24 protein-coding genes and 1 tRNA gene are annotated in these 25912 nt (G+C 66.6%); 12 read left to right on the top strand and 13 right to left on the bottom strand.

The window, feature by feature from the left end:
• Positions 1 to 6: 6 nt before the first annotated feature.
• Positions 7 to 1302 (top strand): DUF445 domain-containing protein, encoded by a 1296-nt coding sequence (locus LPN03_RS14220; protein WP_262454731.1) that lies wholly within the window; start codon positions 7 to 9, stop codon positions 1300 to 1302.
• A 20-nt stretch (positions 1303 to 1322) separates the two neighbouring features.
• On the opposite strand, the gene LPN03_RS14215 is transcribed toward LPN03_RS14220, so the two are convergent.
• The 3 genes from LPN03_RS14215 to LPN03_RS14205 form a co-directional block, all read right to left on the bottom strand.
• Positions 1323 to 2132 (bottom strand): hypothetical protein, encoded by an 810-nt coding sequence (locus tag LPN03_RS14215; RefSeq protein ID WP_240901604.1) that lies wholly within the window; start codon positions 2130 to 2132, stop codon positions 1323 to 1325.
• A 63-nt stretch (positions 2133 to 2195) separates the two neighbouring features.
• The gene (locus LPN03_RS14210; protein WP_262454730.1) at positions 2196 to 2648 is read right to left on the bottom strand and encodes a DUF2871 domain-containing protein; all 453 of its coding nucleotides are present in this window, start codon (positions 2646 to 2648) and stop codon (positions 2196 to 2198) included.
• A gap of 149 nt (positions 2649 to 2797) precedes the next feature.
• Positions 2798 to 3439, bottom strand: coding sequence for an alpha/beta hydrolase (locus LPN03_RS14205; RefSeq protein WP_262454729.1), 642 nt, complete (start codon positions 3437 to 3439; stop codon positions 2798 to 2800).
• A gap of 184 nt (positions 3440 to 3623) precedes the next feature.
• On the opposite strand from LPN03_RS14205, the gene LPN03_RS14200 reads away from it, so the two are divergent.
• From LPN03_RS14200 to LPN03_RS14185, 4 genes are all read left to right on the top strand, one after another.
• Positions 3624 to 4412 carry a DeoR/GlpR family DNA-binding transcription regulator gene (locus LPN03_RS14200; protein WP_262454727.1) on the top strand — a complete coding sequence of 263 codons (789 nt, stop codon included), beginning with the start codon at positions 3624 to 3626 and terminating at the stop codon, positions 4410 to 4412.
• Positions 4409 to 5371, top strand: coding sequence for a 1-phosphofructokinase family hexose kinase (locus LPN03_RS14195; protein WP_262454726.1), 963 nt, complete (start codon positions 4409 to 4411; stop codon positions 5369 to 5371). Before LPN03_RS14200 ends, LPN03_RS14195 begins: the two co-directional genes overlap by 4 nt.
• 1 nt (position 5372) lies before the next feature.
• Entirely contained in the window at positions 5373 to 7418 is a 2046-nt protein-coding gene (locus tag LPN03_RS14190) for a fructose-specific PTS transporter subunit EIIC (protein WP_262454725.1), read from the top strand.
• A gap of 169 nt (positions 7419 to 7587) precedes the next feature.
• Entirely contained in the window at positions 7588 to 9180 is a 1593-nt protein-coding gene (locus LPN03_RS14185; protein ID WP_262454724.1) for an MFS transporter, read from the top strand.
• Positions 9181 to 9208: 28 nt separating this feature from the next.
• Here the strand turns inward: LPN03_RS14185 and LPN03_RS14180 are convergent, their stop codons facing one another.
• From LPN03_RS14180 to LPN03_RS14155, 6 genes are all read right to left on the bottom strand, one after another.
• Positions 9209 to 11026 (bottom strand): molybdopterin-dependent oxidoreductase, encoded by a 1818-nt coding sequence (locus LPN03_RS14180; RefSeq protein WP_262454723.1) that lies wholly within the window; start codon positions 11024 to 11026, stop codon positions 9209 to 9211.
• Between the two features lie 60 nt (positions 11027 to 11086).
• Positions 11087 to 11656: a hypothetical protein gene (locus tag LPN03_RS14175; protein ID WP_165180402.1), complete on the bottom strand. Its 570-nt coding sequence runs from the start codon at positions 11654 to 11656 to the stop codon at positions 11087 to 11089.
• A 124-nt stretch (positions 11657 to 11780) separates the two neighbouring features.
• Positions 11781 to 12542 carry an SDR family NAD(P)-dependent oxidoreductase gene (locus LPN03_RS14170; protein WP_165180403.1) on the bottom strand — a complete coding sequence of 254 codons (762 nt, stop codon included), beginning with the start codon at positions 12540 to 12542 and terminating at the stop codon, positions 11781 to 11783.
• On the bottom strand, positions 12543 to 12881 hold the full coding sequence (locus LPN03_RS14165; RefSeq protein WP_262454722.1) for a GNAT family N-acetyltransferase: 339 nt from the start codon (positions 12879 to 12881) through the stop codon (positions 12543 to 12545).
• Between the two features lie 42 nt (positions 12882 to 12923).
• Entirely contained in the window at positions 12924 to 13757 is an 834-nt protein-coding gene (locus LPN03_RS14160; protein WP_262454720.1) for a hydroxymethylpyrimidine/phosphomethylpyrimidine kinase, read from the bottom strand.
• Positions 13758 to 13840: 83 nt separating this feature from the next.
• Positions 13841 to 13913 (bottom strand) — tRNA-Lys (locus LPN03_RS14155).
• A 127-nt stretch (positions 13914 to 14040) separates the two neighbouring features.
• Between LPN03_RS14155 and LPN03_RS14150 the strand changes: the two genes are divergently transcribed.
• From LPN03_RS14150 to LPN03_RS14140, 3 genes are all read left to right on the top strand, one after another.
• Entirely contained in the window at positions 14041 to 14688 is a 648-nt protein-coding gene (locus LPN03_RS14150) for a hypothetical protein (RefSeq protein WP_165180406.1), read from the top strand.
• Positions 14689 to 14918: 230 nt separating this feature from the next.
• On the top strand, positions 14919 to 15536 hold the full coding sequence (locus LPN03_RS14145; RefSeq protein WP_262454719.1) for a DUF47 domain-containing protein: 618 nt from the start codon (positions 14919 to 14921) through the stop codon (positions 15534 to 15536).
• A 2-nt stretch (positions 15537 to 15538) separates the two neighbouring features.
• Positions 15539 to 16549 carry an anion permease gene (locus tag LPN03_RS14140; protein WP_410468599.1) on the top strand — a complete coding sequence of 337 codons (1011 nt, stop codon included), beginning with the start codon at positions 15539 to 15541 and terminating at the stop codon, positions 16547 to 16549.
• A 59-nt stretch (positions 16550 to 16608) separates the two neighbouring features.
• On the opposite strand, the gene pstB is transcribed toward LPN03_RS14140, so the two are convergent.
• The 4 genes from pstB to pstS are packed head-to-tail and all read right to left on the bottom strand — an operon-like array spanning position 16609 to position 20604.
• Positions 16609 to 17388: a phosphate ABC transporter ATP-binding protein PstB gene (gene pstB / locus LPN03_RS14135; protein WP_262454718.1), complete on the bottom strand. Its 780-nt coding sequence runs from the start codon at positions 17386 to 17388 to the stop codon at positions 16609 to 16611.
• Between the two features lie 24 nt (positions 17389 to 17412).
• Positions 17413 to 18507 (bottom strand): phosphate ABC transporter permease PstA, encoded by a 1095-nt coding sequence (gene pstA, locus LPN03_RS14130; RefSeq protein WP_410468598.1) that lies wholly within the window; start codon positions 18505 to 18507, stop codon positions 17413 to 17415.
• Between the two features lie 11 nt (positions 18508 to 18518).
• Complete coding sequence (pstC, locus tag LPN03_RS14125; RefSeq protein ID WP_262454717.1) at positions 18519 to 19451, bottom strand: phosphate ABC transporter permease subunit PstC; 933 nt, start codon at positions 19449 to 19451, stop codon at positions 18519 to 18521.
• Positions 19452 to 19479: 28 nt separating this feature from the next.
• Positions 19480 to 20604, bottom strand: a complete 1125-nt coding sequence (gene pstS, locus LPN03_RS14120) for a phosphate ABC transporter substrate-binding protein PstS (RefSeq protein ID WP_262454716.1) — start codon at positions 20602 to 20604, stop codon at positions 19480 to 19482.
• A 276-nt stretch (positions 20605 to 20880) separates the two neighbouring features.
• On the opposite strand from pstS, the gene LPN03_RS14115 reads away from it, so the two are divergent.
• From LPN03_RS14115 to radA, 4 genes are all read left to right on the top strand, one after another.
• On the top strand, positions 20881 to 22569 hold the full coding sequence (locus LPN03_RS14115) for an MDR family MFS transporter (protein ID WP_262454740.1): 1689 nt from the start codon (positions 20881 to 20883) through the stop codon (positions 22567 to 22569).
• A 1-nt stretch (position 22570) separates the two neighbouring features.
• Positions 22571 to 23080: a MarR family winged helix-turn-helix transcriptional regulator gene (locus LPN03_RS14110; RefSeq protein WP_262454715.1), complete on the top strand. Its 510-nt coding sequence runs from the start codon at positions 22571 to 22573 to the stop codon at positions 23078 to 23080.
• Between the two features lie 32 nt (positions 23081 to 23112).
• Positions 23113 to 24240, top strand: coding sequence for an FUSC family protein (locus LPN03_RS14105; RefSeq protein WP_262454714.1), 1128 nt, complete (start codon positions 23113 to 23115; stop codon positions 24238 to 24240).
• A gap of 61 nt (positions 24241 to 24301) precedes the next feature.
• On the top strand, positions 24302 to 25699 hold the full coding sequence (radA, locus tag LPN03_RS14100; protein WP_262454713.1) for a DNA repair protein RadA: 1398 nt from the start codon (positions 24302 to 24304) through the stop codon (positions 25697 to 25699).
• Positions 25700 to 25912 lie beyond the last annotated feature (213 nt).

The raw sequence follows: 25912 nt of genomic DNA, 5'->3' as shown, positions 1-25912 counted from the left end.
TGCATTATGGCGCATCCCGAACAACGCACGGCACCGAAGGCAGGCACTTCCGGCGCGCCCCATCCGGACGCGGAAAAGGCAGCTGCCCTGCGCCGCATGAAAAACATTGCCCTGGCGCTGCTGGTGGCAATGGCCGTGATTTTTTGTGTTGCGTTCGCGTTCGCCCGGCAGTACCCGTGGCTGGAGTATGTCCGGTCGGCGGCGGAGGGCGGCATGGTGGGCGCCCTGGCCGACTGGTTCGCCGTGACCGCGTTGTTCAAGTACCCCATGGGGATCAAGATCCCGCACACGGCCATCATCCCCAACCGCAAGGACCAGATCGGGGCGTCGCTGGGCGAATTTGTGGAAACCAACTTCCTCTCTGAAAACGTGGTGGCGGAGAAGCTGGCCGGGACGCAGATTGCGGAAAAGGTGGGTGCCTGGCTGTCCAAGCCCGCCAGCGCACAGCGCGTGGCCAGGGAGGGCGCGGCCGCGATGCGCGGCGCCATGGCGGTTTTGAAGGACGACGACGTCCGGGACGTCATCGAGTCCATGGTCCGCAAGCACCTCGTTGACCCGCCCTGGGGCCCGCCCATCGGCAAGGTGGCGGAGCGGATCTTTGCCGACGGCCACCACCACGCCCTGGTGGACCTGCTGGTCGACCGGTCCACCCTGTGGATCCAGGCCAACCATGACACCATTTCCGGGCTGGTCTCCGACCGCTCCCCGGCCTGGGTACCGCAATTTGTGGATGGGCTGGTGGGGGACAAGATTTACACCGAGATTTACAAGTTTGCCCGCGCCGTGCAGAACGATCCGCACCATGAGCTCCGCCAGCAGCTTGACAGCTACCTCGCGGACCTGGCCCAGGAGCTCCAGCACGATCCAGCCATGATTGCCCGCGCCGAAAACATCAAGGCGCAGGTTCTGGGCGACCCCGAGGTCCGCAACCTGGCGGGGCGCACCTGGGAAACCATCAAGAAGGCCTTGTTTGACGCCGTAGACGATCCGCAGTCGGAATTGCGCCTGAAGTTCACGGGGGCCGTGCAGGAATTTGGCACGCGCCTGGCCACCGATCCCGAACTGGCCGGCAAGGCCAACGCCTGGATCTCCGACGCCGCGTCCTACCTGGTGCGCACGTACAAGCACGAGATCGCGTCCATCATCACGGACACGGTGGAGCGATGGGACGCCGTGGAGACCAGCCAAAAGATCGAGCTCCAGGTGGGCAAGGACCTGCAGTTCATCCGCATCAACGGCACCGTGGTGGGTTCCCTGGCCGGCCTGGCCATCTTTACCCTCGCAACGCTGGTCTTCCACTGACAAATGGTTGAAGCAGGCGCCTAGTTCCGCACGGCGCGGGGCTTTTTCTCCTTGGGAGCATCGAGCTCAGCCAGAAGCTCCGCCGGGATCTCCAGCGGGGCGGGGCCGAATGCGCGGAGCGTGGAGGCCACCACCGCACGGCCCATCATGTAGTTGCCCACGCCGCCCACCGCTGCGCCGATGCCGAATGGCAGGGCCTTGCCCACCACCGAGGCACCGCCCCGGACAGCAATCCGCTTGACGAACTTCTTTTGCAGCGATCCGACCATGGCCTTCACCGCCGAGATGGGCATGCTCTTGCCCACCGTCTTGCCCCAGGCCTGCATGGGAGTCTTGCCGTTGCCGATGGCGTGCCCCGTGAGTCCGGCAAGCATGGCCGTGCCCTCGTCGCCGAGCATGATGGCCATGACGGTGAGCCGTGCCCGCTCCGGGTCCGCCAGCCGGACGCCGTGCAGCTCCGCCACTGACTGGGCGTAAAGCGCCGTGGCCTCCAGGAAGACCACCGTGGCGGCGGCCGAGATGGAGAGCGCCGCAACTGTCCCCACGCCGGGAATGATGGCCGTGGCGCCAATGGCCGCGCCGCCGGTGCCGACCCCGTTCAGAAAGTCGCGTTCCAGCCGCTGGCTGAGCTCGAAGGCGGTGGCGTTGGGGTATTTCTTGCGCAGCCGGCGCAGGTTGGCCAGGACCAGGGGCCGCTGCACCTCCACGGCCTTGAGCAGCATGCCGTGCACTGCGGGCTTGGGCCTGCCCTTGTCGTCAAAGGCGGCCGCGGCAGCCAGCCCGACGGCGGGATTTGGCTTCCCCGCCTTTTCCACATCCTTGCGCGCCATGCGAAACCTTCCCGTAGACCTGGCTCCAAGCCTAACCGCCAGCAGGCCCGGCCGGCGCCCGGCTCAACCCTTCAGCGCCACCTTGGCGCCGCCGTCGACCCTTTCCTTGCCGGCGCCGAACAGGCGGGTCCGCAGCGCCAGGAACAGCAGCACCATGGCAACGGAGAGCAGGATGTGGCCCAGGCCTGCAATGCCGGCGATGGCGGCGGAGACGTCCGTGGCGCCCTGGACCTGCAGCATGCCGTGGACCACCATCATGGCGGCGGTGAGGATGAGGCCGGCGTTGTACGTCCAGAAGAACCAGCTGAACAGGCGCGACTTCGACAGCGTGAACAGCTTCTCGAGGATCAGCACAATCAGCAGGACGATGAAGCCGAGGGTCAGCAGGTGCGTGTGGACCACGGAAAGCTGTGTGAAGCCTTCGAATGACTTTCCCTTGGTGTATTCGCGGTAAAACAGGCCGGAAAGCACGCCGACCACCATGTAGGCGAATGACGAATAGAAGAGCTTTTTCATGGGGTTCCTTCGCTGGTTGGGCTTTGCTTCCAGCCTATTGACGCGCACGACGGCGGCCATCAACCTTTTGGTTGAACCGGCGTGCGCCTTTGGGCTGCTTTTGGGACGGCGCTCCCGCGGGACGGCGCTTCCGCGGGGCTGAGCGGCGCCTACCCGCGCGGCACGAAGGAGCCGGGCACGTTGGCCGTCAGGAAAGAGGCCACGTCGGAGAGCTCGTCGGCCCGGAGGTTGTGGCCCAGGCCTTCGTAGCGGGCCTGCTGCAGATCCGTGTTGGCGGCCAGCCATTCGGCCGTGAATGCCGTGGCGTCAGGGTTGATGACCAGGTCTTCCGTATCACGGGCCCACAGGAACGGGACCTTGCGGGCCAGCGGCTCCATCGCGCCGAGGAGGTCGTTTTGCAGGGCGAAACCGGAGAGTCCCACTGCTGCCGTGAACATCCCGGGGCGCAGGCGGATGAGCGTGGTGCCCATGGCCATGCCCTGCGAGAACCCCAGAACGGAGACGGAGCTGAACTTGTACGTGGCCGTCACGGTGTCCAGCCAGGCCAGCACCTTCGTGGCGGCGGCGACCACTTCGGCAAAGTCGTTGTCCAGAAAGTAGTCCAGCAGGAACCAGCCCCAGTCGCCGCCCACATCCAGCGGACCACGCGGCGCGGCGCAGGTAAATCCCCGGGGCATGGCAGCAAACGCCTCAGCCATGCGCTTTTCGCTGGAGCCGTAGCCGTGAAGCATCAGCAGCAACGGCGTGTCTGCGCGTTCGTTCTCCGGGCGGGACCACGCAACCGTTTCCATCAGGCCAGCCTACGCACCACGCAGCGCCGCCGGCACCCCGAACCGGCGGATCCAAACCCGGCACGCCCGCCCGAATCTGCGTTTATGTTGTTTTCCCTTGACAAGCGAAGACAAACACAGATAAAGTCATGTGAAACAACATCATGTGATGCCCGTCACGCGATGGACCGGAGGAAGGAACGCCATGTTTGCGGAAGAACGGCACCAGCGCATTGCCGAACTGGTGGGCGCACAGGGCCGGGTCGGCGTCAACGAGCTGGCCGACCTCTTCGCCATCACCCAGGAAACAGTCCGCCGCGACCTGGCCGCCCTGGAAGACGGGCGCGTGCTGCGGCGTGTCCACGGCGGCGCCGTCGCCCTGGACAGGCTCAGCCGTTCCGAACCGAGCCTGGTTGAGCGGCAGGGCCAGCGGCTGGATGAAAAACAGCGGATTGCCGCGGCCGCCCTGGCCCTGATCCCCCAAGCCCAGACCGTTTCGATCCTGCTGGACTCCGGCACCACCACTGCAGCCCTTGCTGACAAGCTGGCGGCCTGGACCCCCGCCAACGAAGGCGACGAACTGCTCGCCATCACCAATTCCCTGCCCATCGCCGCCACGCTCTCCAACAACACCCACCTGCTGCTGGACATCCTGGGCGGCCGGGTCCGCGGGCTCACCAGCGCCGTGGTGGGGGCCCGCGCCACCGAACAGCTCGGCGCCCTCCGCCCCGACATCGCCTTCCTCGGAGCCAACGGCGTCCACGCGGACTTTGGCCTGAGCACCCCGGACCCCGTTGAAGCCGCCACCAAGACCGCCATGGTCCGTGCGGCCCGCCAAATTGTCATCCTTGCCGATGCCTCCAAGCTCGGCGCCGAAACCCTTGTCCGCTTTGCCACCCTTGAAGAGGTCGACACCCTGATCACCACCACCGCCCCCGCACCCGATCTTGCCGCCGCACTGGAAGCCGCCGGCGTCGAGGTGGTGCTGGCATGATTCTCACCCTGACCCCCAACCCCAGCCTGGACCGCACCATCGAACTGCCCGGCCGGCTGGAACGCGGCGAGGTCCAGCGGGCCGCCGCCGCCTCCGCCCATCCCGGCGGCAAGGGCGTGAACATCGTCCGCGCCCTCACCGCTTCCGGCACCGACGCCCTGGCGCTGCTGCCAGGCGACCCGGGAGACGACGTCGTGCTGGCGCTGGGCCGCGAGGAAATCCCGCACCTTTCCCTCCCCATCGGCGCCCCCCTGCGCAGCAATGTGGCCATCACCGAACCCGACGGCACCACCACCAAGGTCAACGAACCCGGCCCCGAACTCTCCGCCGCCCAGCTCGCCTCGCTGCTGAAGCTGGCCGTGGAGAAGTCCGACGGCGCCGCCTGGCTGGTGCTGGCCGGTTCCCTGCCGCCGGGGTCGCCGGAGGATTTTTACGCCCGCGTGATTGCCGCGGTCCGGGCCACATACGGCCCGGACTCCCCGCGCATCGCCGTCGACTCCTCCGGCGCACCGCTGGCAGCCAGCGTGGCCGGGTCGCCCGACCTGCTCAAGCCCAATGCGGAGGAACTCGCCGAGCTGACCGGCATTGGCGACGGACCATCCCTGGAGGCAGATCCCTTCCTGGCCGCGAGCGCCGCGGCGTCCCTGGTGGAGCGGGGCATCGGGGCCGTGCTGGCAACGCTGGGCTCCCGTGGCGCCGTGCTGGTCACGGCAGACGGCAGCTGGCTCGCCAAGGGTCCCGTCATCGCCGCCAAAAGCACCGTTGGCGCGGGCGATTCCGCCCTCGCCGGATATCTGCTGGCCAGCCTGCGTGGGGACACCCCCGCCGAATGCCTGCAGCAAGCCGTGGCCCATGGGGCGGCCGCCGCTTCCCTCCCCGGAACACTGGTTCCCTCCCTCAAGCAAACCCACCCCGCCGACGTCGCCGTGACGGCGCTGACCCCTGTCAAGGAAAAATGACATGACAACCCTCATCAACACCGCCCTGGTGGCCCTGGATGCCAACCTGGGCACCGACACCCCCTCCGTGATCCGCAGGCTGGCCGAGCTGGTTGCCGGCACAGGCCGTTCCACGGACGTCGAAAGCCTGTACGCGGATGCCCTGGCCCGCGAGCAGAAAACCGCCACGGGCGTGCCCGGCGGGATCGCCATCCCGCACTGCCGCTCATCGGCCGTCCGCGAGGCCACGCTTGCCATGGCCCGCTTGTCCCCGGCCGTGGACTTCGGCGCGAAGGACGGCCCCGCGGACATTGTTTTCTTCATTGCCGCCCCGGCCGGCGCCGACAACGAGCACCTCAAGCTGCTTTCCAAGCTGGCCCGTTCCCTCATCAGGAAGGACTTCACGGCAGCCCTGCGCGCCGCCGCAACGCCGGAGGAGATCGTGGCCCTGGTCGACGGCGCACTGGCTGAGGCGCCAAAGCCAGGCACCGCGGCGGCCGGCCCGGCTGCCGCTGCGGCCCCGGCTTCGGCCCCGGTCGCCGCCGCCCCGAAGCGCCTGGTCGCCGTGACGGCCTGCCCCACCGGCATCGCCCACACCTACATGGCCGCCGATTCGCTCGTGGAAGCCGCCAAGGAGGCCGGGATAGAGCTCCAGGTGGAAACGCAGGGTTCGGGCGCCGTGACGCCCCTGGACCCCGCCGTCATCGCCGCGGCCGACGCCGTGATCTTCGCCGTCGACGTTGACGTGCGCGGCAAGGAACGCTTTGCCGGCAAGCCCGTCATCAACGCCCCCGTCAAGCGCGGCATTGACGAACCGGCCAAGATGATCCAGGAGGCCCTTGCGGCTGCCACGGACCCCCATGCACACCGGGTGCCGCACTTTGGCGCCGAGGAGGCTGCCGAGCACAACGCAGAGGCGGCCGGGGAGCACCTGGGCACCAAGGTCAAGAAGGTGCTGCTGACCGGTGTCAGCTACATGATCCCGTTTGTGGCCGGCGGCGGACTGCTCATCGCGCTCGGCTTCCTGCTGGGCGGATACGGGCTGGGACTGAACGGCCAGGCCGACCACATCCTGGCGGACAACACGCTGCTGAACCTGCCCGACGGCGGCAACCTCCTGTTGTACTTGGGCGCTGTCGCGTTCAAGATCGGCGGGCTGTCCATGGGCTTCCTGGTCCCGGCATTGGCCGGCTACATCGCCTTCGGCATCGCCGACCGGCCCGGCATTGCACCCGGCTTCACGGCCGGAGCGGTGGCCGTGTTCATGGGCGCCGGCTTCCTGGGCGGCCTGGTGGGCGGCCTGCTGGCCGGCCTTGCCGCCTACTGGATCGGCACCTGGCAGGTTCCGCGCTGGCTGCGCGGGCTCATGCCCGTGGTCATCATCCCGCTGCTGGGCTCCATCATCGCCTCCGGCGCCATGCTCCTGTTCCTTGGCGGCCCCATCGCGGCACTGTCCAACGGCCTGAACCACTGGCTCACGGGCATGTCCGGGGCGTCCGCCGTGGTGCTGGGCATTGTCCTGGGCCTGATGATGTGCTTCGACCTGGGCGGCCCCGTCAACAAGGTGGCGTACGCCTTCGCAGTTGCCGGCCTGGGCACAGGATCAGCGCTGAACCACGCACCGTGGGAAATCATGGCCACCGTCATGGCCGCGGGCATGGTCCCGCCGCTGGCCATGGCCCTGGCCACCGTGATCGACAAGAAGCGCTTCTCCCTGGCCGAGCGTGAAAACGGCAAGGCCGCCTGGCTCCTTGGTGCCTCCTTCATTTCCGAAGGCGCCATCCCCTTCGCCGCGGCCGACCCGCTGCGGGTCATCCCGTCCACCATGCTGGGCGGTGCCGTCACCGGCGCCATTACGATGGGCTTCCACGTCACCTCGCAGGCACCCCACGGCGGCATCTTCGTCTTCTTCGCCATCGGCAACATCGGCATGTTCATCACGGCCATCTTGGTGGGAACCGTTGTCGCTGCGCTGGCCGTGGTTGCCCTGAAGCGCTGGGCAGTGCGCGCTCCGGCGGCAGCCGCCGAGGCACCCGCCACCGGCCAGCTGGTCAGCCAAAACAGCTAGCAATAAAGCCCTTGAAGGTCCCCAAAATGGCGGACTTTCAAGGGCTTTTTGCCTGTGTGACGGACCTCTCCCCAGGGCTTGAATTAGTCCATCTGCTAGAATTTATGGTCTGCCCGTAGCGAGAAAGCTAAAAACCGCAAGCAAATGACCTCCGTAAGGGGATGTGCAAATGCCCATGGACCGAAGCACGATTCAACCGGAAACAGGTGTCGGGGACACCGCAGAACCATCGCAGGCAAGGCCAAAAAAACCGCTCCTGCCAAAACTCAAGAGACGCCGCCTGGACGTCGACCACGTCAATGTCGTGGATACGCCCATGCTGAGAAAAGCCCTTGGCGGCACCGTTGTCGGAAACACCATGGAGTGGTACGACGTGGGCGTGTTTGGCTACCTGATCGCCACCATGGGGCCCGTGTTCCTGCCGGAGGCCGACGCCGCCGTGCAGACGCTGTTCCTGCTGGGCACGTTCGCCGCGACGTTCCTGGCCCGCCCCCTTGGCGGGGTCGTGTTTGGCTGGCTCGGGGACAAGGTGGGCCGGCAAAAGGTGCTGGCCGCAACACTGCTGGTCATGGCCGCCTCCACGTTCGCCGTCGGCCTGCTGCCCGGTTACGCACAGATCGGCATCTGGGCCGCCGTGCTGCTGGTGCTGCTCAAGCTTGTCCAGGGATTCTCCACGGGCGGCGAGTACGCCGGCGCAACCACCTTTGTCAGCGAGTACGCACCGGACGCGCGCCGCGGCTACTTCGCCAGCATCCTTGACCTGGGCAGCTACCTTGGCTTCGCCATCGGCGCCGCACTGGTGTCGGTGCTGCAGCTGACGCTGGGCCAGGACGCCATGGAACAGTGGGGCTGGCGCCTGCCGTTCCTGGCTGCTGGCCCGCTCGGCGCCGTCGCCGTTTATTTCCGCCTGAAAATTGAGGAATCGCCCCAGTTCCAGGCCACACTGGACGCCGCGGAGGAAACGTCCAAGGCCGCTGCAGCAGGCGACGAGGCCACCTCCAACGGCCCCGTCCGGCTGGTCAGGGTGTTCTGGCGGCAGATCCTGCTGGCCATGGTGCTGGTGGCCGCGGCCAACACCGTGGGCTACGCACTGACCTCCTACATGCCCACGTACCTGACCGATTCCAAGGGCTACGACCCCGTCCACGGCACCTTGCTCACCATCCCCATCCTGGTGGCCATGGCCCTGTGCATCCCGCTCACGGGGCGCCTCTCCGACAAGGTGGGCCGCCGCCCCGTGCTATGGGTCGGCGCCCTGAGCACCGTGGTCCTGGCCGTGCCTGCGTTCATGCTCATTGGTGTGGGGGCCATCTGGTCCACGCTGCTGGGCCTGGCCCTCATCGCTTTCCCGGTGACCTTTTATGTGGCCAACCTGGCGTCGTCCCTGCCGGCACTGTTTCCGACGTCGAGCCGTTACGGCGGCATGGGCATTGCCTACAACTTCGCCGTCGCCCTTTTTGGCGGCACGGCACCGTTCATCATCCAGGGGCTGATCACGCTCACGGGCAACGACATGATGCCGGCCTACTACCTCATGGCGACGTCCGCCGTTGGCGCGGTGGCCATCTACTTCCTGCGCGAGTCCGCCCAAAAGCCGCTGCCCGGCTCCATGCCCAGCGTGGCCACGCTGGAAGAGGCGCAGGAACTGGTGGCCACGCAGGATGAGAACCCGCTGCTGGACATGGACTACCTGCCCTTTGACGACTCCTACGAGCCGCCCACCCCGGGCACCGGCATCCCGGTCACGGTGGGCCTGCCCTGACGGACCGCGGCGGCGGTCCGGGGAAGGGTTAGATCGACTGGCTGTAGCCGAAGAACTCGTGGTCGTTGTTGTAGCCGCCCTGTCCGCCGCCCACTTCGTCAAAGTGGGCCACAAATTCCACGCCCTTGATCCACTTGACCATCTTGAAGCCCAGCTGGACTTCATTGCGCAGCCGCAGCGGCGCCCCGTGGCCGTACGGCAGCTCCTCCCCGTTCATGTCGTAGGCCAGCATGGTCAGGTGGTACCCCATCTGCTCGATCGGCTGGGCGTCGTAGTAGATGCCTGAGTCGGGGCCCTCGGCGAAGGAGTAGAACACCACCCACTTGGCTTCCGGGCTGGGCTTGACCAGGTCCACGATGGTCTGCATCGACACCCCGCCCCACTTGGCCACCCCGGACCAGCCCTGGATGCAAAAGTGCTGGGTGATTTGTTCGTGGTACGGCAGGGCCCTGATTTGTTCAAGGGTGAGTTCCACGGGGTCTTCCACCAGGCCGTTGACGCGCAGGGTGTAGTTGCTGAAGTTGCCGGCGCGGAGTTCCTTGTATTCATCCGTGGCGGGGTAGTAGCCGTTGTGCCAGAAATAGGGCGAGATGTCCTTTTCCGTGTACTGCCCCGGCTTGGAGTCAACGTGCTCAAAGAGCCGCTGGACCGGGCCGATCAGTGCGTAGCTGATCCTTTGCACCTTGCGCGGATACTTGTAGGTGACGGGGGTGGCGGCCACCCAGGCGGCGATGAGCACCACCATGGAGCCGGCAAAGATCCAAAAACCAAGCCAGGACGCACTGCTGTCCTGCGAGGCGTACATGTGGTTGAGGTTGGCCAGGGCGCCTGTGGTCAGGACCAGCGTCACGTGGACCACAATGAAAAGCACGAACCAGCAAAACACCAAAAAGTGCAGGGAACGCGCCAGCTGGATGCTGAAGACCGAGCTGATGCGCCGGAACTTCGTGGACAGTGCCGGGGACATGCCCAGCCCGGTGACCAGGGCGGCCGGGGCGGCAATGAAAACGGTGATGAAGTAGGCAACCACCTGCAGGGAGTTGTAGTTGACCCAGCCGTTGTCCACCGGCCAGTCCAGGGAGAGGTACTGGATGCCCACCGAGACGGAATTCGGGAACACGTCCCAGCCCATCGGCACCAGGCGCATCCACTGCCCCGTGGCGAAAAGCAGCACAAAGAAAACAGCACCGTTGAGCAGCCACAGGGAATCCACGCCCAGGTGCCACCAGCGGGCCAGCCCGATCGAGTGCCGCTGGCCCGGCAGCCCCACGCCGTTGGGAAGGGTGATGGAGTCTGCCTTTGCCGTGTACAGCGGATCATGCGGGATGGGCTTTTGGACCCGGAACCAGTCCTTGCCGGGCGTGGAGTGGCGGGTCCAGTAAAACCTGGGGTGGTCGGCAATGATGGTCAGTCCGGACCGCATGATGAAAACCATCAGGAACATGTTCAGGAAATGCTGCCAGCCAATCCATGCAGGCAGGCCCACGGGCGCGGTGGCGGGCAGCGGCGAGGTGCCCGGGTATTTCGCGATGAATTCCTGCACGCCAGGCAGTTCGCGCAGGCCCTTGGCCACGGCGATTCCCACGATGAGCAGCAGCAGGCCGATCGGGACCAGCCACAGCAGGTTGAACCACTTGTTTCGCCCCACCCGGATCCTGGGCGCCACGCCGTATTGGGCGGGGATGCCGCCGGCCCAGCCGGCATCCACCACGTCTTCTTCCTTCTTCACCAGTTCCGAGCGGAAACTTTCCCGCAGCCGGGAGGCCGGATCACCGCGTGCCGCACCGGCTACTACCGCGGAAACCACCGGCGAATTCTCCCTGGCCTGCTCAATTTCGTGTCCCATACTCGGAGCATAGCCCCGAAACGCACTAATTTCTACTGTCCGTAGAAAACATCCCTCCCCTCACAACTGTGAGTCAGAAACTGCAGGAATTTCGACGAAAATCGCATTTTTAATGGAGTTTCTGATACATAGTTGGGTCAGGGAAGGGAGTTTCGCCGCCTTGTAGCGGTGCCCGAAGGGGTCCGCCAGGATGCGCCCGGCTGCCACGTCCGACGGCGGCGGCCACGGTTCCGCCGTCCATCGCAGGTAGAGGCATTCAAACACTGCCGCCAGGAGCGTCTCCCTGCTGTCGGGATAAAACCGGCGGAGCGGGTAGCGGCGGGGGTGGCGGCGCTGGGCTTCCAGCCAGGCCTTCCGCAACCAGGAATAATCGACGGCGGCGGCTGCTGGGACCAACTTCACCCGCGATGATCCGGCCGCTGCCAGTTGGAATGCACCGCCCCGCCGGTCCAGCACGCACACCAAGTCCCCCGGGTATTCATAGTCCGCCTCAAGGGCGCCCGCCGTGGCGTAGTACGAGAAGTCGCCGCCGTCGTCCACGGCCACCAGGCCACTGTCCACCAAGCGCTTGTCCACCGGGCCGCCATCCACCGGGGCCCCCTCCGGGGCCCGCCCTGCCGTTCCGTCCATGCTTTTATGGGACCATGCCCAGGGCCCGGCGCCAGCGATTTTTACGCGATCGATACGGCCGGCGGGCCATTCCTGACGCGGCGCTGACGCCACCCGAGCAGCCGGGCCCCGCCGGTAACCCTTGCTACCGCCCGCGGTTGCCGGCGGCCGCGGCGACCTTGTCCGGAACCAGCCGGGAGAGGGCAATGAGCGTGGCGTACCGCCGGGTGGGAATGGACACCGACTTGCCGGCGGCGGAGTCGGCCAGCCCCTGGCGCACCACAACGTCCGGTTCCAGCCACATCCACTTCGGGATGCGGCCCATGCTGGCACCCATGCGCTGGTGGAATTCGGTGTGGACAAAGCCGGGGCACACGGCCGTGACGGTGACACCGCGCGGGCGGTAGCGCAGGTTGGCGAAGCGGCTGAAGCTGATCCCCCAGGCCTTGGCCGCACCGTAGGAGCCGCGCGGGATGAAACCGGCCACGCTGGCGACATTGATGATGCGCCCGTCCTTCCGGGCCAGCATGGGCCCCAGTGCGGCATGCATGAGCTTCATGGGTGCCGTCACCAGGATCTGGAGGTGGTCCGCCTCCTGCTCCACCGTATTTCCCTCGAAGGCGTGCACCAGGCCGAAGCCGGCATTGTTCACCAGCACGGCAACCGGCCGCGCAGGGTCCGCAAGCCGGGCACCAACGGAGGCAACGCCGTCGTCCGTCAGCAGGTCAGCCGGCAGCACCTCAACCTGCACGCCGAAGTCGGCGCGCAGCCGGACTGCCTTGGCCTCCAGCCGGGGAACGGTGCGCGCCACCAGGATGAGGTCATGCCCAGATCGGGCCAGCTGCTGGGCGAACTCCGCGCCCAGTCCGGAGGTGGCGCCGGTGACCAGCGCGGCCGGACGCGACACCTAGAACTCGTCCTCCGGAACGTCCGTGTACTGCCTGTAAAGATCGGGGTTCCGCGCCACGATCTTGGCCACATAGGGGCAGTGCGGAATGATGCGCTTGCCCGAGGCCACCACGTCATCGAGGGCGTACCGCACCAGCACCCGGGCCAGCCCGCGCCCTTCGAAGCCCTCCTGGGTATCCGTGTGGATCAGGTCGATGTGGCCGGGCAGCTCGCGAAAGACGATGATGACCGCCAAATCCGTGCCAACGTGGAGCTCGTAGCGGTGCGCTGCATCGTTGCGGGACGTAGTTACGCCGGCGTCAAACGCTTCGGCCTGGTCAACAATGTCGTCACTCATAAAGCGAGCTTGGCACAATGGCGCGTGGCTGGCAACAGAGCGCTAACGCCCGGCGCCGCCCTGCCACAGGGCCGTGAACGGGGCGCCCGAGGACACCCTGTTCCTGATGCCTTCTGTGACAAACGCCTTGGCCGTGCGTGCCGCCTCCAGCGTGGTGGCACCCTTGGCCAGTTCCGCCGTCACGGCCGCGGCCAGCGAGCAGCCGGCCCCGGAAACGGCCACCTCGCCCTCCTTGGGGGCGGAGAGGACCTCCAGGGTGTCCCCGTCAAAGAAAACGTCGACGGCGTCCGGGCCTTCCAGCCGCACCCCGCCCTTGGCGAGCACGGCGGCGCCGCTGATCTCGTGGATCCTGCGGGCGGCCGCCTTGAGGTCCTCAACAGTGTTGATTTTCAGGCCGGAGAGCGACTCTGCCTCAAAGTGGTTGGGTGTGACAAAGGTGGCCAACGGAAGGATCTGGGCCTTGAGGGCCTGGTCGGTGTCCAGGGCATGGCCGGGTTCCTGGCCCTTGCAGATCAAGACGGGATCCAGCACCACGTGCTTGAAGGCGGCATTTTTCAGTGCCGTTTCCACTGTGCCAATGGTGTCGGGGCTGCCCAGCATGCCAATTTTGACGGTCTCCAGAATGCTCGGCGCGCCGGACTGTGGGCCGTACGCCGCCACTGTCGCCTCCAGCTGGTCGGCGATGACCTGCTGGTCCACGGGGACGAAGCGGTGGTTCCAGCTGTCCTTCGGGTCAAAGGAGACAATGCAGGTGAGATTGACGATGCCGAAGACGCCCAGTTCCTGGAACGTCTTCAGGTCCGCCTGGGCGCCGGCCCCGCCCGTCGCTTCGGATCCGGCGATGGTCAGGGCAAGTGCGGGTGCGTTTGGGCTCATGAAACCATCTTGCCATCCGCGGCGGCGGCGCCAAAAAGCCCCCGGACGCCGGGCGGCGTCCGGGGGCTTTTTGGTGTGAAGGGTGGGCCCTGCGGGGCTCGAACCCGCGACCCACGGATTAAAAGTCCGATGCTCTACCAACTGAGCTAAAGGCCCATACCTCTTGACAGCCAATCCGTAAGGAAAAGTTGTCGAAATTTAGACTACCGCACGGCATGCACTGCAACGCAATTGCGGCCCCGCCACCCTCGACCCTGCCCTGCGGCAGCGGTAGTGTCGTGTCATGAACCAAGGACCAGCCCCGCACGCTCCCCGACCGCACAAGCCGCTGCCGTTTGCCCCGGCCGACTTTGAGCCGTTCACCGGTGGCACGGATCCCGCGAGGGTGTCCGAGGCTGCGCACCTTGCTGCCCGTGCCCTGGTGCGCGGCGGCCGCGAAAGCAATGACCCCGCCATCACCAAGCGGCTGGTGAAGCTGGCCGACAGGCAGGGCCTGGAAGCCATCGCCGAGATGTGGGCCGCCAGCCCGGCCCGCTCGCTGCCCGGTGCGCTGTGGCGGCTGTACGCCCTGCGGGCGGCCACCCTCCAGGACCCGGAGGGCATCAGCATCTTCTTCCGTGCCGGGCAGCACCAGGCCCAGGTGGCCAACGCCGTGGCGGGCGTTGCGGAGCCCCCTGGCGCTGATGAAATCACCACCATGGCGGACGCCATCCTTTCCGGGGCGTTCGACGGCGACTTTGACGTTGCGCTGGAGCGTTCCGCCGCATTTTGCCGGGTGGTGGCACTGGGGCAGGCCACCGTGGCCGTTGACAGGAAGGCCGCACACCCGGAGCACGCCCAGGCCCTGAACAAAAAGGCCCACCAGCTGGTGCGGACGGCCGAGGACCTTGAAGGCGCCGCGGCATCCTGGCGCAAGGGCGAACTCGACTAAATTCCACGGCGGAAATTGTGCGCCCCGCCACCTGTTGAATCGGCCGCCAAGGGGCTTCGGTTGACAGGGGACGCCGGACGTAGAACACTAAAAGTGGTGTCGAACTGCGGAACCCCCGGGCTCCATTTTTTAGCCGCTTCGAGCGGCCCTGTGCCGAGAGGCGCTCCCGGTTCGACACCACTTTTATGCCCGGATAGGCCCCCTACCACCCAGAAACCACAGGTCCTGCCGTGAAGCTGCGATTCTTCCCCCAAGAGACTGCCGGACTGGATTCCCTGGCCCGCATGGCCGGACAAATCACAGCCGGCACGCAGACCCTCGCCGAGCTCCTGGGCGCCGGGCGTGCCGACTTCCCCGCCCTGGCCGAAACCATGCGCCAGCATGAGGGCGCCTCAACGGCCGAATTCGCCACCCTGCTCACCGCCATGCGCACCAGCTTCATCAACCCGCTGCCCCGCGAAGACCTCTTCGCACTGGGCCGCCTCCTCAATGAGACCAGCGAAATCCTCACCGGCGCCGCCGAACTGGTGAACCTTTACCGGCTGGACCGCGTTTCAGCCCGCGCCAGCGACCAGCTGGAGATCATTTCCCGGCAGGCGGAGCTCACGGCGTCGGCCATGAAATCGCTCAACGACCTTGACTCACTGGAGGACTACTGGCTTGAGGTGCTGCGCCTGGCCAAGCGGGCCGACCACACCCACCGCACCCTGGTGGCCGAGCTCATGGACAACCACAGCCCCACCAGTTTCGTAAAGTACCGCACCCTCGCGGACCAGTTTGCCTCCGCCAGCCGCCAGCTGCGCGCCGTCGCAACGCAGGTGGGCAGCATCATCGTCAAGGAATCCTGACGTTGGTGGGGCTCCTGCTCGGCGCCGTCATCGCCGGGGCGGCCGTGTTCGCCTTCCTGAACGGCTTCCGCGACGTCTCCTCCGCCGTCGCACTCTCCGTCCGCACCCGGGCACTCACACCCACCATCGCCGTGCTCCTGGCAGGCCTGTTCAACTGCCTCGGCGCCCTGGTCAGCGTGACCCTCACCGCCGCCTTTGCCGGCCGCATCATTGTGCTCCCGCCAGGCCGCGGCGGGTTGATCCTGCTGCTGGCAGCCCTGGTCAGCGCCTGCCTGTGGGGCATCCACCAGTGGCGGGGCGGCTATCCGTCCTCCTCCACCCATGCGCTGATTGGCGGGCTGCTTGGCGCCTCACTTGGTTCGGCGCTGCTGGGCCATGCGCCGCTGCAGGGCATCGACACCATGCTCCTGAGCCTGGTGGTGCTGCCGCTCCTCCTCTCCCCCGTCGTGGCCTACATCCTGGGCTTCGCCGCGGTCTACCCCAGTGCCTGGGCGGCCCGGAATTCCGCGCCGAACAGGGTCAACCGCCGCACCCGACAGCTGCAATCGGTGGCGGGAGCGGCGGTGGCCTTTGGCCACGGACTGCAGGACGGGCAGCGCACGACGGCGGTCCTCACGCTTGCGCTGTTGGCTGCCGGTGTGGGGGCGGCCGGGGACATGCCGTTGTGGGTGCCCATTTTCACGGCAACCCTGCTCACGGTGGGGACGTTGTTTGGTGGCTGGCGAATTTCCTACACCATGGGAAACAGGCTGGTGCGGATTGACCCGCTGCGCGGCAACGCGGCCCAGCTGGTGGGGGCCGGGCTGCTGTTTGTGGGTGCCATTGGCCTGGCGCTGCCGCTGTCCACCACCCACACCGTCACCTCGGCCATCGCGGGGGCCGGCCGGAACCAGAAGTTCCCGGGCACCAACGGGCCCGTCATGGCGCGCATTGTGGGCATGTGGCTCGCCACACCCGTGGCCTGTGCCCTGTTGGGTGCCGTGTTCTACCTGGCCCTGTCGCCCCTGGGCTGAATGCGGCCCGGTGACGGGCGCCGCGCCGTGAAGGCGCCGCGCCGTGAAGGCGCCGGAGGTTATCCGAAGCGGCCGGAAACGTAGTCCTCGGTGGACTTTTGGCCGGGGTTGTTGAAGATGGTGGCGGTCTCGGCAAATTCGATCAGCTTGCCGGGCTTGCCGGTGCCGGCGATGTTGAAGAACGCGGTCTTGTCGGACACACGGGCCGCCTGCTGCATGTTGTGCGTGACGATCACCACGGTGTATTCGTCCTTGAGCTCATTGATGAGGTCCTCAATGGCCAGGGTGGAGATGGGGTCCAGGGCGGAGCAGGGCTCGTCCATCAGGATCACGTCGGGAGAGACGGCAATGGCGCGGGCGATGCAGAGGCGCTGCTGCTGGCCGCCGGAGAGGCCGGAGCCGGGCTTTTCGAGGCGGTCCTTGACCTCGTTCCACAGGTTGGCGCCCTGCAGTGACTTTTCCACGAGGGCGTCGGCGTCGGACTTGGCCATGCGGCGGCTGTTCAGCTTCACGCCGGCCAGCACGTTGTCGCGGATGCTCATGGTGGGGAACGGGTTGGGGCGCTGGAAGACCATCCCGATCTGGCTGCGCACCGTGACGGGGTCCACGCCGTCGGCGTAGAGGTTGTCACCGTCCAGCAGCACCTTCCCCTCGACACGGGCGCCGGGGATGACCTCGTGCATGCGGTTCAGGGTGCGCAGGAAGGTGGACTTGCCGCAGCCGGAGGGGCCGATGAAGGCGGTGACACTTTTGGCGTCGAGGGTGATGTTGACGTCTTCCACGGCGAGGAAGTCGCCGTAGTAGACGTTGAGGTCGCTGACGTCGATGCGTTTGGACATTGTGGGTGTTTCCGTTCTGGGGTTCTAGCGGCCGGTCTTGGGCGCGAAGATGCGGGCCACGAGGCGGGCGCCGAGGTTCAGGAGCATGACCAGCAGGATCAGCAGCAGGGCCGCGGCCCAGGCGCGCTGGTTGGACGGGTCGGGGTTCGACGGCGAGGTCGGCGTCATGATTTGCGTGTAGATGAACGTGGGCAGGGACGCCATCCACCCGGCAAATACATTCGAGTTGATCTGCGTGGCAAAGCCGGCCGTGACCAGCAGCGGCGCCGTCTCGCCAATGACGCGGGCAATGGCCAAGGTGACGCCGGACGCGATGCCGGAGATCGCCGTCGGAATGACCACCTTCAGGATGGTGCGCCACTTGCGCACGCCCAGGGCGTACGCGGCCTCGCGCAGCTCATTCGGGACAATCTTGAGCATTTCCTCGCTGGAGCGGACCACCACCGGGATCATCAGCACCGAAAGGGCGACGGCGGCAACGAAGCCGGTTTTCGTCCCGGGGCCCATGACCAGGCCGAAGAACGCGGCGGCAAAGAGGCCCGCCACGATGGAGGGGATGCCCGTCATGACGTCCACCAGGAAGGTGATGACCTTGGAGAACTTGTTGCCGTCGCTGTATTCCACCAGGTAGATGGAGGTCAGCAGGCCCACGGGGACGGAGATGAGCGTGGCCCACAGCGTGATGAGCATGGAGCCCAGGAACGCGTGGTAGACGCCGCCCAGCACCGGGGTGTGGTTGGCGACGGAGGCGTTGTCAATGGCACCCGTGACGCCCTTCATGGACGTGCCGAGGAAGCCGGGGGCCAGCAGGCCGGGGACGCCGTTGACCAGCACGGTCCAGATCACCGAGACAAGCGGCAGCAGCGCCACGAGGAAGGCGCCGAGCACCAGCGAGGTGGCCAGCTTGTCGGTGGCCTTGCGGCGTCCTTCGACGACGGCGGAACTCACCACATTGCCCGCGGCAAACAGCACGGCGGAGAGCACTGCCCAGCCAAAGACGTTGAAGCCGATAAGGGACATCAGTGCCGCAGCGACCACGATGGAAGAGGCGGCCACCACCCAGGGGGTGGACTTGGGCAGGCGCCCGCGGGTCAGGGCGGAGCGTTTCCGTTCGGTCATGAGCGTGGCCATCAGTTGGCTCCCGAGAATTCTTTGTGGCGGCTGATGATCCAGCGGGCCACCATGTTCACCAGCAAGGTGATGAGGAACAGGACCAGGCCGGCGGCGATGAGTTCATTGAGGCGCAGGCCGAAGGCTTCGGGGAAGTTCAGTGCGATCTCGGCAGCGATGGTCTGGTTGCCGGAGCGGATCAGTGAGGCGATCATCGGTCCGGAGGAGAGCACCAGGGCCACGGCCATGGTTTCACCCAGGGCACGCCCGAGGCCCAGCATGACGGCGCTGATGATGCCGCCGCGGGCAAAGGGGAGCACTGCCATGCGGATCATTTCCCAGCGTGTGGCACCCAGTGCCAGTGCGGCCTCCTGGTGCAGCATGGGCGTCTGCAGGAAAATTTCGCGGGTCAGGGAGGCGATGATGGGCAGCACCATGACCGCAAGCACGATGCCGGCCGTCAGGATGGTCTTCCCTGTCCCGGAGGCCGGACCGCCAAAGAGCGGGAACCAGCCAAGGTTGTCCGCCAGCCACTGGTACGGCGCCTTCAGCTGGGAAGCCAGGAAGGTGGCCCCCCAGGCGCCGTAGATGACGGAGGGAATGGCGGCAAGAAGGTCCACCACGTAGCCAAGCCCGCGCGCCATGTTGCGGGGCGCGTAATGGGAGATGTACAAGGCCACTGCCACCCCGATGGGTGTGGCAATGACCAGCGCAATGGCTGCTGCTATCAGCGTTCCGACGACAATGGGGAAGATGTAGGAGAGGAACCCCTTGCCCCCCGTAATGTCGGCCGGGGCGGCACTGAATGTCGGCAGGGCCTGGATGACCAGGAACATGGCGACAGCGAACAGCACTGCGACAATGAGCACGCCGGCGCCCAGGGCCGCACCGGAGAACACTTTGTCTCCGGTGCGCCCCGTTCCGGCCCGGCGCGCGGACTTGGTGGTGGACAATCTATTGCCTTTTATGTTGCTTCGCCGCTTACTTTGCCGCGACGGTGATGGAGTCGATCGCGGCCTTCGCCTTCGCGGCGAGCGCTGCGGAGAGCGGGGCGCTCTTCGCAGCGGAGACTGCGGCCTTCTGGCCGGCGTCGCTCACTGCGTAGTGGCCGAATGCCTTGACCAGGTCAACGGTCTTGGCATCGGGGTAGCTCCCGCAGAAGACTGCGTAGGAGACCAGGACGGCCGGGTAGGCGCCGGCAACCGTGGTGGTGCGGTCCAGCTTCAGCGAGAGGTCGTTGGCGGAGCGGCCGGCAACGGGCTTGGCCTGGTCCACGGCCTTGGCTGCGGCTTCGGCGGTGACGGGCACGTAGCTGTCGCCAACCTTCAGCTCAACCTTGCCCAGGGCGTCGGTGACGGCGGAATCGTCGGCGTAGGTGATGGCGCCGGCGGTCTGGGTCACGGTCTTGACCACGCCGGAGGTGCCCTTGGCGTTTTCACCGGGGAGGGCTGCGGGCCAGTCGCCGGACTTCGCGTCGGTCCAGACCGACTTGGCGGCCTGGGCCAGGTAGTCGGTGAAGTTGTCCGTGGTGCCCGAGTTGTCGGAGCGGTGCACGGGCGTGATGGCCAGGTTCGGCAGCGTCACGGACGGGTTGGATGCCTTGATGGCGGCGTCGTTCCAGTTCTTGATGTCGCCGCGGAAGATCTTGGCGATGGTGTCGGCGTCGAGCTTGAGGTCCTTGACACCGGGGACATTGAACGCCACGGCAATCGGGGAGATGTACCACGGGACGTCGATGGCGCCGGCGGCGCCGCACTTGGCTTTCGCGGAGGCAAGCTCGGCGTCCTTCATGTAGGCGTCCGAGCCGGCGAACTGCACGGCGCCGGCGATGAGTGCCTTGCGGCCTGCGCCGGAACCTTCGGGCGAGTACTGCACGGTGGCGCCGGAGTTGGCGGATTCGAATCCGGCCTTCCAGGCGTCCATGGCGGCGGAGATGGAGGTGGCGCCCGTGCCGGTCAGGGTGCCGGTGACGGATGCGCCGGCTGCGGCGCTGGTGGAGGAGCCGCCGTTGCCAGGGGTCACGGCGTTGTCCGTGCCGCAGGCAGTCAGGGCGAGAGCGCCGACGGTGAGAACTGCTGCCACGCGGCCAATGTGAAGTGCCTTCACGCGATTTACCTCTTCGATGGGTGTCTGGGGATTCCTTACCATTTGAAGCTACGGGCGGCAGGTGACGCGACGGTCCACCCAAAGTGAACAGAAGGTTAACGCTAATGGGATTCTTGGTTTTCACAGTGCGACATAGCTCACGTCCTTATTTGTTGTCCTCAGGCAACTAATTGCATATAGTTGACATCAATCAACCTTTCTCCCCCATTTTTTGGAGCCGTTTTGTCGCAAACTTCCACCGTCACCAAGGCCGGGCCCGGCCTGTCCGACTCGGGCATGTCCCACCGCCAGGTGATCCAGTCCCTGACCGGACTGCTCATGGGCATGTTCGTCTCCATCCTCGCCGGCACCGTGGTCTCAACCTCACTTCCTGTGATCCTCTCCGACCTGCACGGCGACCAGACCGCGTACACCTGGGTGGTCACGGCGACCCTGCTGGCCACCACCATTTCCACCCCGATCTGGGGCAAGCTGGCGGACCTTTCCAACCGAAAGGTGCTCCTGCAGCTGTCGCTGCTGGTCTTCGTGGTCTCCTCCGCCATCGCCGGCTTTTCGCAGGACACCTCAATGCTCATCACCATGCGCGTCTTCCAGGGTCTGGGGGCCGGCGGACTGACGGCACTGAGCCAGATCGTCATGGCGGACATCATCTCCCCGCGTGAACGCGGCAAGTACATGGGCCTGTTCGGCGCCGTCATGGCACTGGGCACCGTGGGAGGGCCGCTGATTGGCGGCTTCATCACCGACGCCATCAACTGGCGCTGGAACTTCTTCGTGGCCCTTCCCTTTGCGGCCATCGCCATCATCCTCATCCAGAAGACCCTCCACCTGCCGGTCCAGGCAAAGCGCAAGGTCTCCATCGACTACGCCGGCATCGCACTGCTGTCCGCCGGCGTGTCCCTGCTGCTCATCTGGGTGTCCCTGGCCGGAAACCAGTTCGACTGGGCCAGTTCCACCACGGCCCTGATGGTTGGTGGAGCCGTGGCGGCCCTCATTGCCTTCGTGATCGTTGAGGTCAAGGCCGCCGAGCCCATCATCCCGCTGTCCATGTTCAAGAACGCCACCTTCACACTGTCAGTGGTTGCCTCGATCTCCGTTGGTGTGTCGATGTTCGGCACCTCCGTCTTCCTGGCCCAGTACATGCAGCTGGCCCGAGGGGCAAACGCAACGCAGTCCGGGCTGATGACCATCCCCATGATGGCCGGGTTGCTGATCATCTCCACGATCGCCGGCGCCATGATTTCCAAGTTCGGCAAATGGAAGGCCATCATGGTGACGGGCTCCGTGCTCCAGCTGGCCGGCCTGTACCTGCTGGGGACCATCCACTACGACACCAACTTCGTCCTGGTCTCCGTGTACATGTTCGTCCTGGGTGCCGGCCTGGGCATGGTCATGCAGAACCTGGTCCTCATCGTCCAGAACGCCGTCACCCCGGCGGAAATTGGTGTTGCCAGCTCCGGCATTGCCTTCTTCCGCTCCCTCGGCGGCACCATCGGCGTCTCCGTCCTGGGCGCCCTCATGGCCACCAAGGTCGTGGACACCCTGGGCGGCAGGGCTGCTGAACTTCACGCCGCGATCGCCGGGCTCGGCACCCAGGGCAAGGCCCTTGCCGCCAGCCTGGCCAGCGGCAACATCCCCGCCGTGAACGGGCTGCCCGATTCCGTCCGGTCCATCATCGAGTCCAGCTACGGCGACTCCGTGGCCTTCGTCTTCATGGTGGCCGCGCCGCTGAGCATCCTGACCATCCTGGCGGTCGTGTTCCTGCCGAACCTCGAGCTGAGCAACCAGACGCGCGACCAGCGTGAAAAGTCCGACGCCGGCGAAGCCCGCCGCGGGCTCGATGGGCTCGTCGACGCCGAGCAGATCCTGGTTGACGCCAGCGAAGCCCTGGTCGCGGCAACGCCGGTCCCCGCCGGCAACCTGGACGAAGTCCGCGATACCGACAAGTCCCCGGCGCGCAGCTGACATGGACTGCACACGCACGCCGTTCGCCGTGCCGCCGTCGAACGCGTCAACCGGTTCGGGAACTGCGGGTGCCGGCACCGACATGGCCCAAGCCATCCGGGCTGCCGAGATCGAGCTCGGGACCATGCTGGTCAAGACCCGCAAGTCCCTGAAGACCCGGGCAGCCGCCATCCATCCGGAGCTGCAGCCGATGGGCTTCAAGGTGCTCATGCTGCTGGCGTTGTCCGGGGCCGTGCAGCAGGTGGCCCTGACGCACGAGGTCGGCACGGACAAGGCAGTCATGAGCCGCACCATCAAGCAGCTCGAGGCCCTTGGGCTGGTCACCCGCACCGCGGATCCCTCGGACGGCCGTGGCCAGCTGGTGGATATGACCCCGGAAGCCCAGGCACGCTATGCGGCAACCCAGTCGCACGCCAGGCAGCTCCTCTTCGACCGGCTTTCAACATGGGACATCGAGGAAGTCCGGCGCCTGGCCGACCTCCTCGCCCGATTGAACGAAAGCGGCGACTAAACCCGGCCCGCCGCGCGCATAGACTGGTGTCCATGCCAGCGCCCGACAGGCCCGTCCAAGCCGTCAGTTTCCTCAAGCGCCGCGCCCGCCTGGGGCTGCGCCGGAGCTGGAATTCCGTGGTCCCGGCGCTGCTGATCACCGTCTGCGCCGTGGGTGCCTACTACTTTTCCGAACGCGTGTTGGGCCACACGGGCCCCCTGTTCGCGGCCACCAGCGCCATCATTGCCCTCGGCTTTTCGAGGGACCCGCGCCTGCGCAGGGTGCTGGAGGTCGGTCTCGGCTGCACCATCGGCATCGCACTCGGCGATTTCCTCCTCCACTGGCTGGGATCGGGCATCTGGCAGGCCGCCCTGGTGGTTTTCGCGTCCATTCTGCTGGCCCGCCTCCTGGATTCCGGCGCCATCTTCACCACGCAGCTGGCCCTTCAGTCGCTTCTGGTGGTGTTGCTGCCGGCATCCCCCGGAGGCCCGTTCACCCGCAGCATTGACGCCGTCGTGGGCGGTTGTTTTGCCCTCGCCGCCACCGTCCTGGTGCCCCGCGACCCCCGCCGCGCTCCCAAGGACGATCTGAAGGTCATGCTGGGCGAGCTGTCGCTGGTGCTGCGTGAATGCGCGTCGGCGCTGGCCTACGATGATGCCACCGCCGCCTGGCACGCCCTGGTGCGCGCCCGCAGCCAGCAGCCCCGCATCGATGCAATGCGCCAGGGACTGCGCGGCGCCGTCGAAATTGCCCGCCTCTCCCCCCTGTACCGGCGCCACCTGGAGGAGGTCGACGGTCTGGCGAAGGTCATGGAACGGGTCGATTACGCCATGCGGTCCAGCCGGGTGCTGTCGCGGCGCCTGACCAGCGTCATCAACAATTCCGCCCTGTCCGGCTCCGGCGCCGCGCACCTGGCCGACGTCATGAGTGAATCGGCGGCGGCTGTCGACGAACTCGCCGCAGCCCTGGCCCACGACCGCTCCGGCACCGCCCGCGCCTCCCTCAGCCATGCCCGGGACGCCCTGGCCGACATCGCAACCCGGCTCCACCCGGCCAGGCTGGAGGTCACCCGGCTCGAGGGCGAGGCAGTGGTGCTGCTGTTCCGCACCCTCATGGTGGACCTGCTCGAAACGGCCAACATGGATCCTGCCGAAGCCCGGGACCTGCTGCCCCGGCTGTAGTTTTCCACACTGGATGCCCCGCTGCGGCCGGCGTGTCAGTGCCCGGCATTAGGGTTGAACCATGGCAACAAAGACAAGCAAGGCCACCAAGTCCACGGGCCAGAACTTCCGCTGCACCGAATGCGGCTGGACGGCGGTCAAGTGGGTGGGCCGATGCGGCGAGTGCCAGGAGTGGGGCACCCTGGAGGAAATTGGCACCGTGGTGGTACGGACGACGGCGGCCACCACTGTGGTGCGCCCGGCCCAGTTGATTTCTGAGGTGGACGCGTCCAAGGCTGCCCACAACCTGACTGGCGTGCCGGAACTTGACCGCGTGCTGGGGGGCGGCATGGTGCCCGGCGCCGTGATCCTGCTGGCGGGGGAACCCGGCGTCGGAAAATCCACGCTGTTGCTCGATGTCGCCGCGAAGTTTGCGCGCAATGAGCACGGCCGGGCGCCCCACAAGGTGCTGTACCTGACGGGCGAGGAATCCGCCGCGCAGGTCAAGCTGCGCGCCGAACGCATCGGCGCCGTGGCCGACACCCTTTACCTAGGCGCCGAAACCGACCTTGGCACGGCCCTGGGCCAGGTGGAAGCCATCCAGCCTGTGCTGCTGGTTGTCGACTCCGTCCAGACCTTTAGCAGCGCCCTGGTGGACGGGAGCGCCGGCGGCGTTTCACAGGTGCGGGAGGTGGCTGCGTCGCTCATTGCGGCGGCCAAGCGGCTGAACATGACCACCCTGCTGGTGGGGCATGTGACCAAGGACGGCTCCATTGCAGGGCCCCGCCTGCTTGAACACCTGGTGGACGTTGTCTGCCAGTTCGACGGCGAACGCCACTCGCGCCTGCGCCTGCTGCGGGCAGTGAAAAACCGCTACGGGCAGACGGACGAGGTTGGCTGCTTTGACCTGACCGACGACGGCATTGAGGGCCTGGCCGATCCCAGCGGTCTGTTTACCTCCCGCATCTCCCACCCCGTCTCCGGCACGTGCATTTCGGTGACAATGGAGGGGCGCCGCCCCTTGCTCGCCGAGGTCCAGTCCCTGCTGACGCCTTCCGCGGGATCCCAGCCCCGCCGCACCGTCAGCGGCCTCGACTCCACCCGGGTTGGGATGCTCCTGGCCGTGCTGCAGCAGCGCGCGGGGGTCCGGCTGGATGCAGACGACAGTTACGTGGCCACGGTGGGCGGGGCACGTCTGACCGAACCGGCCATGGACCTGGCCATTGCGCTTTCCATCGCTTCGGCCAAGATCAACAAGCCCGTCCACTCCAAAATGGTGGCCTTTGGCGAGGTGGGGCTGGCAGGGGAGGTCCGTCCGGTGCCGGGGATCAACCAGCGCATCCAGGAAGCCAGCCGGCTGGGCTACACGCATGCCCTGGTGCCGCTGAGCCCGAACGGCCCGGGGACCATCCCGCCGAATTTCACCGTCAAGCAGATTGAGCACATTGCCGAAGCCACCGAGCTGCTGCTGCACAGCTAGGAATCCGTGGCGCGGTCCGGTGGTCGAGCAGTGAGCTCTGCGAACGCGTCGAGACCCAAGCAGCACCCCGGCGGTCGAGCAGTGAGCCCTGCGAACGCGTCGAGGCCCGGTGGTCGAGCAGTGAGCCCTGCGAACGCGCCGAGACCGGGACGGCGGCCCCGCCAAAACACTCTACGACTCCCTCGACGCCTGGGCCCGCCACGCCCAACACGA

The sequence above is a fragment of the Arthrobacter sp. A2-55 genome, from assembly GCF_025548615.1.
GTDB classification, from domain to species: Bacteria; Actinomycetota; Actinomycetes; order Actinomycetales; family Micrococcaceae; genus Specibacter; species Specibacter silviterrae.
This window is presented reverse-complemented; position numbering and strand designations above follow the sequence as displayed.

Excerpts from the sequence above, each read along its gene's own strand:
- LPN03_RS14190 (WP_262454725.1), top strand. The coding sequence starts at position 5,373 with ATGACAACCCTCATCAACACCGCCCTGGTGGCCCTGGATGCCAACCTG.
- LPN03_RS14205 (WP_262454729.1), bottom strand. The coding sequence starts at position 3,439 with ATGGAAACGGTTGCGTGGTCCCGCCCGGAGAACGAACGCGCAGACACG.
- pstA (WP_410468598.1), bottom strand. The coding sequence starts at position 18,507 with ATGACCGAACGGAAACGCTCCGCCCTGACCCGCGGGCGCCTGCCCAAG.
- LPN03_RS14200 (WP_262454727.1), top strand. The coding sequence starts at position 3,624 with ATGTTTGCGGAAGAACGGCACCAGCGCATTGCCGAACTGGTGGGCGCA.
- LPN03_RS14165 (WP_262454722.1), bottom strand. The coding sequence starts at position 12,881 with ATGAGTGACGACATTGTTGACCAGGCCGAAGCGTTTGACGCCGGCGTA.
- LPN03_RS14175 (WP_165180402.1), bottom strand. The coding sequence starts at position 11,656 with ATGGACGGAACGGCAGGGCGGGCCCCGGAGGGGGCCCCGGTGGATGGC.
- radA (WP_262454713.1), top strand. The coding sequence starts at position 24,302 with ATGGCAACAAAGACAAGCAAGGCCACCAAGTCCACGGGCCAGAACTTC.
- LPN03_RS14150 (WP_165180406.1), top strand. The coding sequence starts at position 14,041 with ATGAACCAAGGACCAGCCCCGCACGCTCCCCGACCGCACAAGCCGCTG.
- LPN03_RS14210 (WP_262454730.1), bottom strand. The coding sequence starts at position 2,648 with ATGAAAAAGCTCTTCTATTCGTCATTCGCCTACATGGTGGTCGGCGTG.
- LPN03_RS14180 (WP_262454723.1), bottom strand. The coding sequence starts at position 11,026 with ATGGGACACGAAATTGAGCAGGCCAGGGAGAATTCGCCGGTGGTTTCC.
- LPN03_RS14105 (WP_262454714.1), top strand. The coding sequence starts at position 23,113 with ATGCCAGCGCCCGACAGGCCCGTCCAAGCCGTCAGTTTCCTCAAGCGC.
- LPN03_RS14160 (WP_262454720.1), bottom strand. The coding sequence starts at position 13,757 with ATGAGCCCAAACGCACCCGCACTTGCCCTGACCATCGCCGGATCCGAA.
- LPN03_RS14195 (WP_262454726.1), top strand. The coding sequence starts at position 4,409 with ATGATTCTCACCCTGACCCCCAACCCCAGCCTGGACCGCACCATCGAA.
- pstB (WP_262454718.1), bottom strand. The coding sequence starts at position 17,388 with ATGTCCAAACGCATCGACGTCAGCGACCTCAACGTCTACTACGGCGAC.
- LPN03_RS14220 (WP_262454731.1), top strand. The coding sequence starts at position 7 with ATGGCGCATCCCGAACAACGCACGGCACCGAAGGCAGGCACTTCCGGC.
- LPN03_RS14110 (WP_262454715.1), top strand. The coding sequence starts at position 22,571 with ATGGACTGCACACGCACGCCGTTCGCCGTGCCGCCGTCGAACGCGTCA.
- LPN03_RS14215 (WP_240901604.1), bottom strand. The coding sequence starts at position 2,132 with ATGGCGCGCAAGGATGTGGAAAAGGCGGGGAAGCCAAATCCCGCCGTC.
- LPN03_RS14115 (WP_262454740.1), top strand. The coding sequence starts at position 20,881 with ATGTCCCACCGCCAGGTGATCCAGTCCCTGACCGGACTGCTCATGGGC.
- LPN03_RS14185 (WP_262454724.1), top strand. The coding sequence starts at position 7,588 with ATGCCCATGGACCGAAGCACGATTCAACCGGAAACAGGTGTCGGGGAC.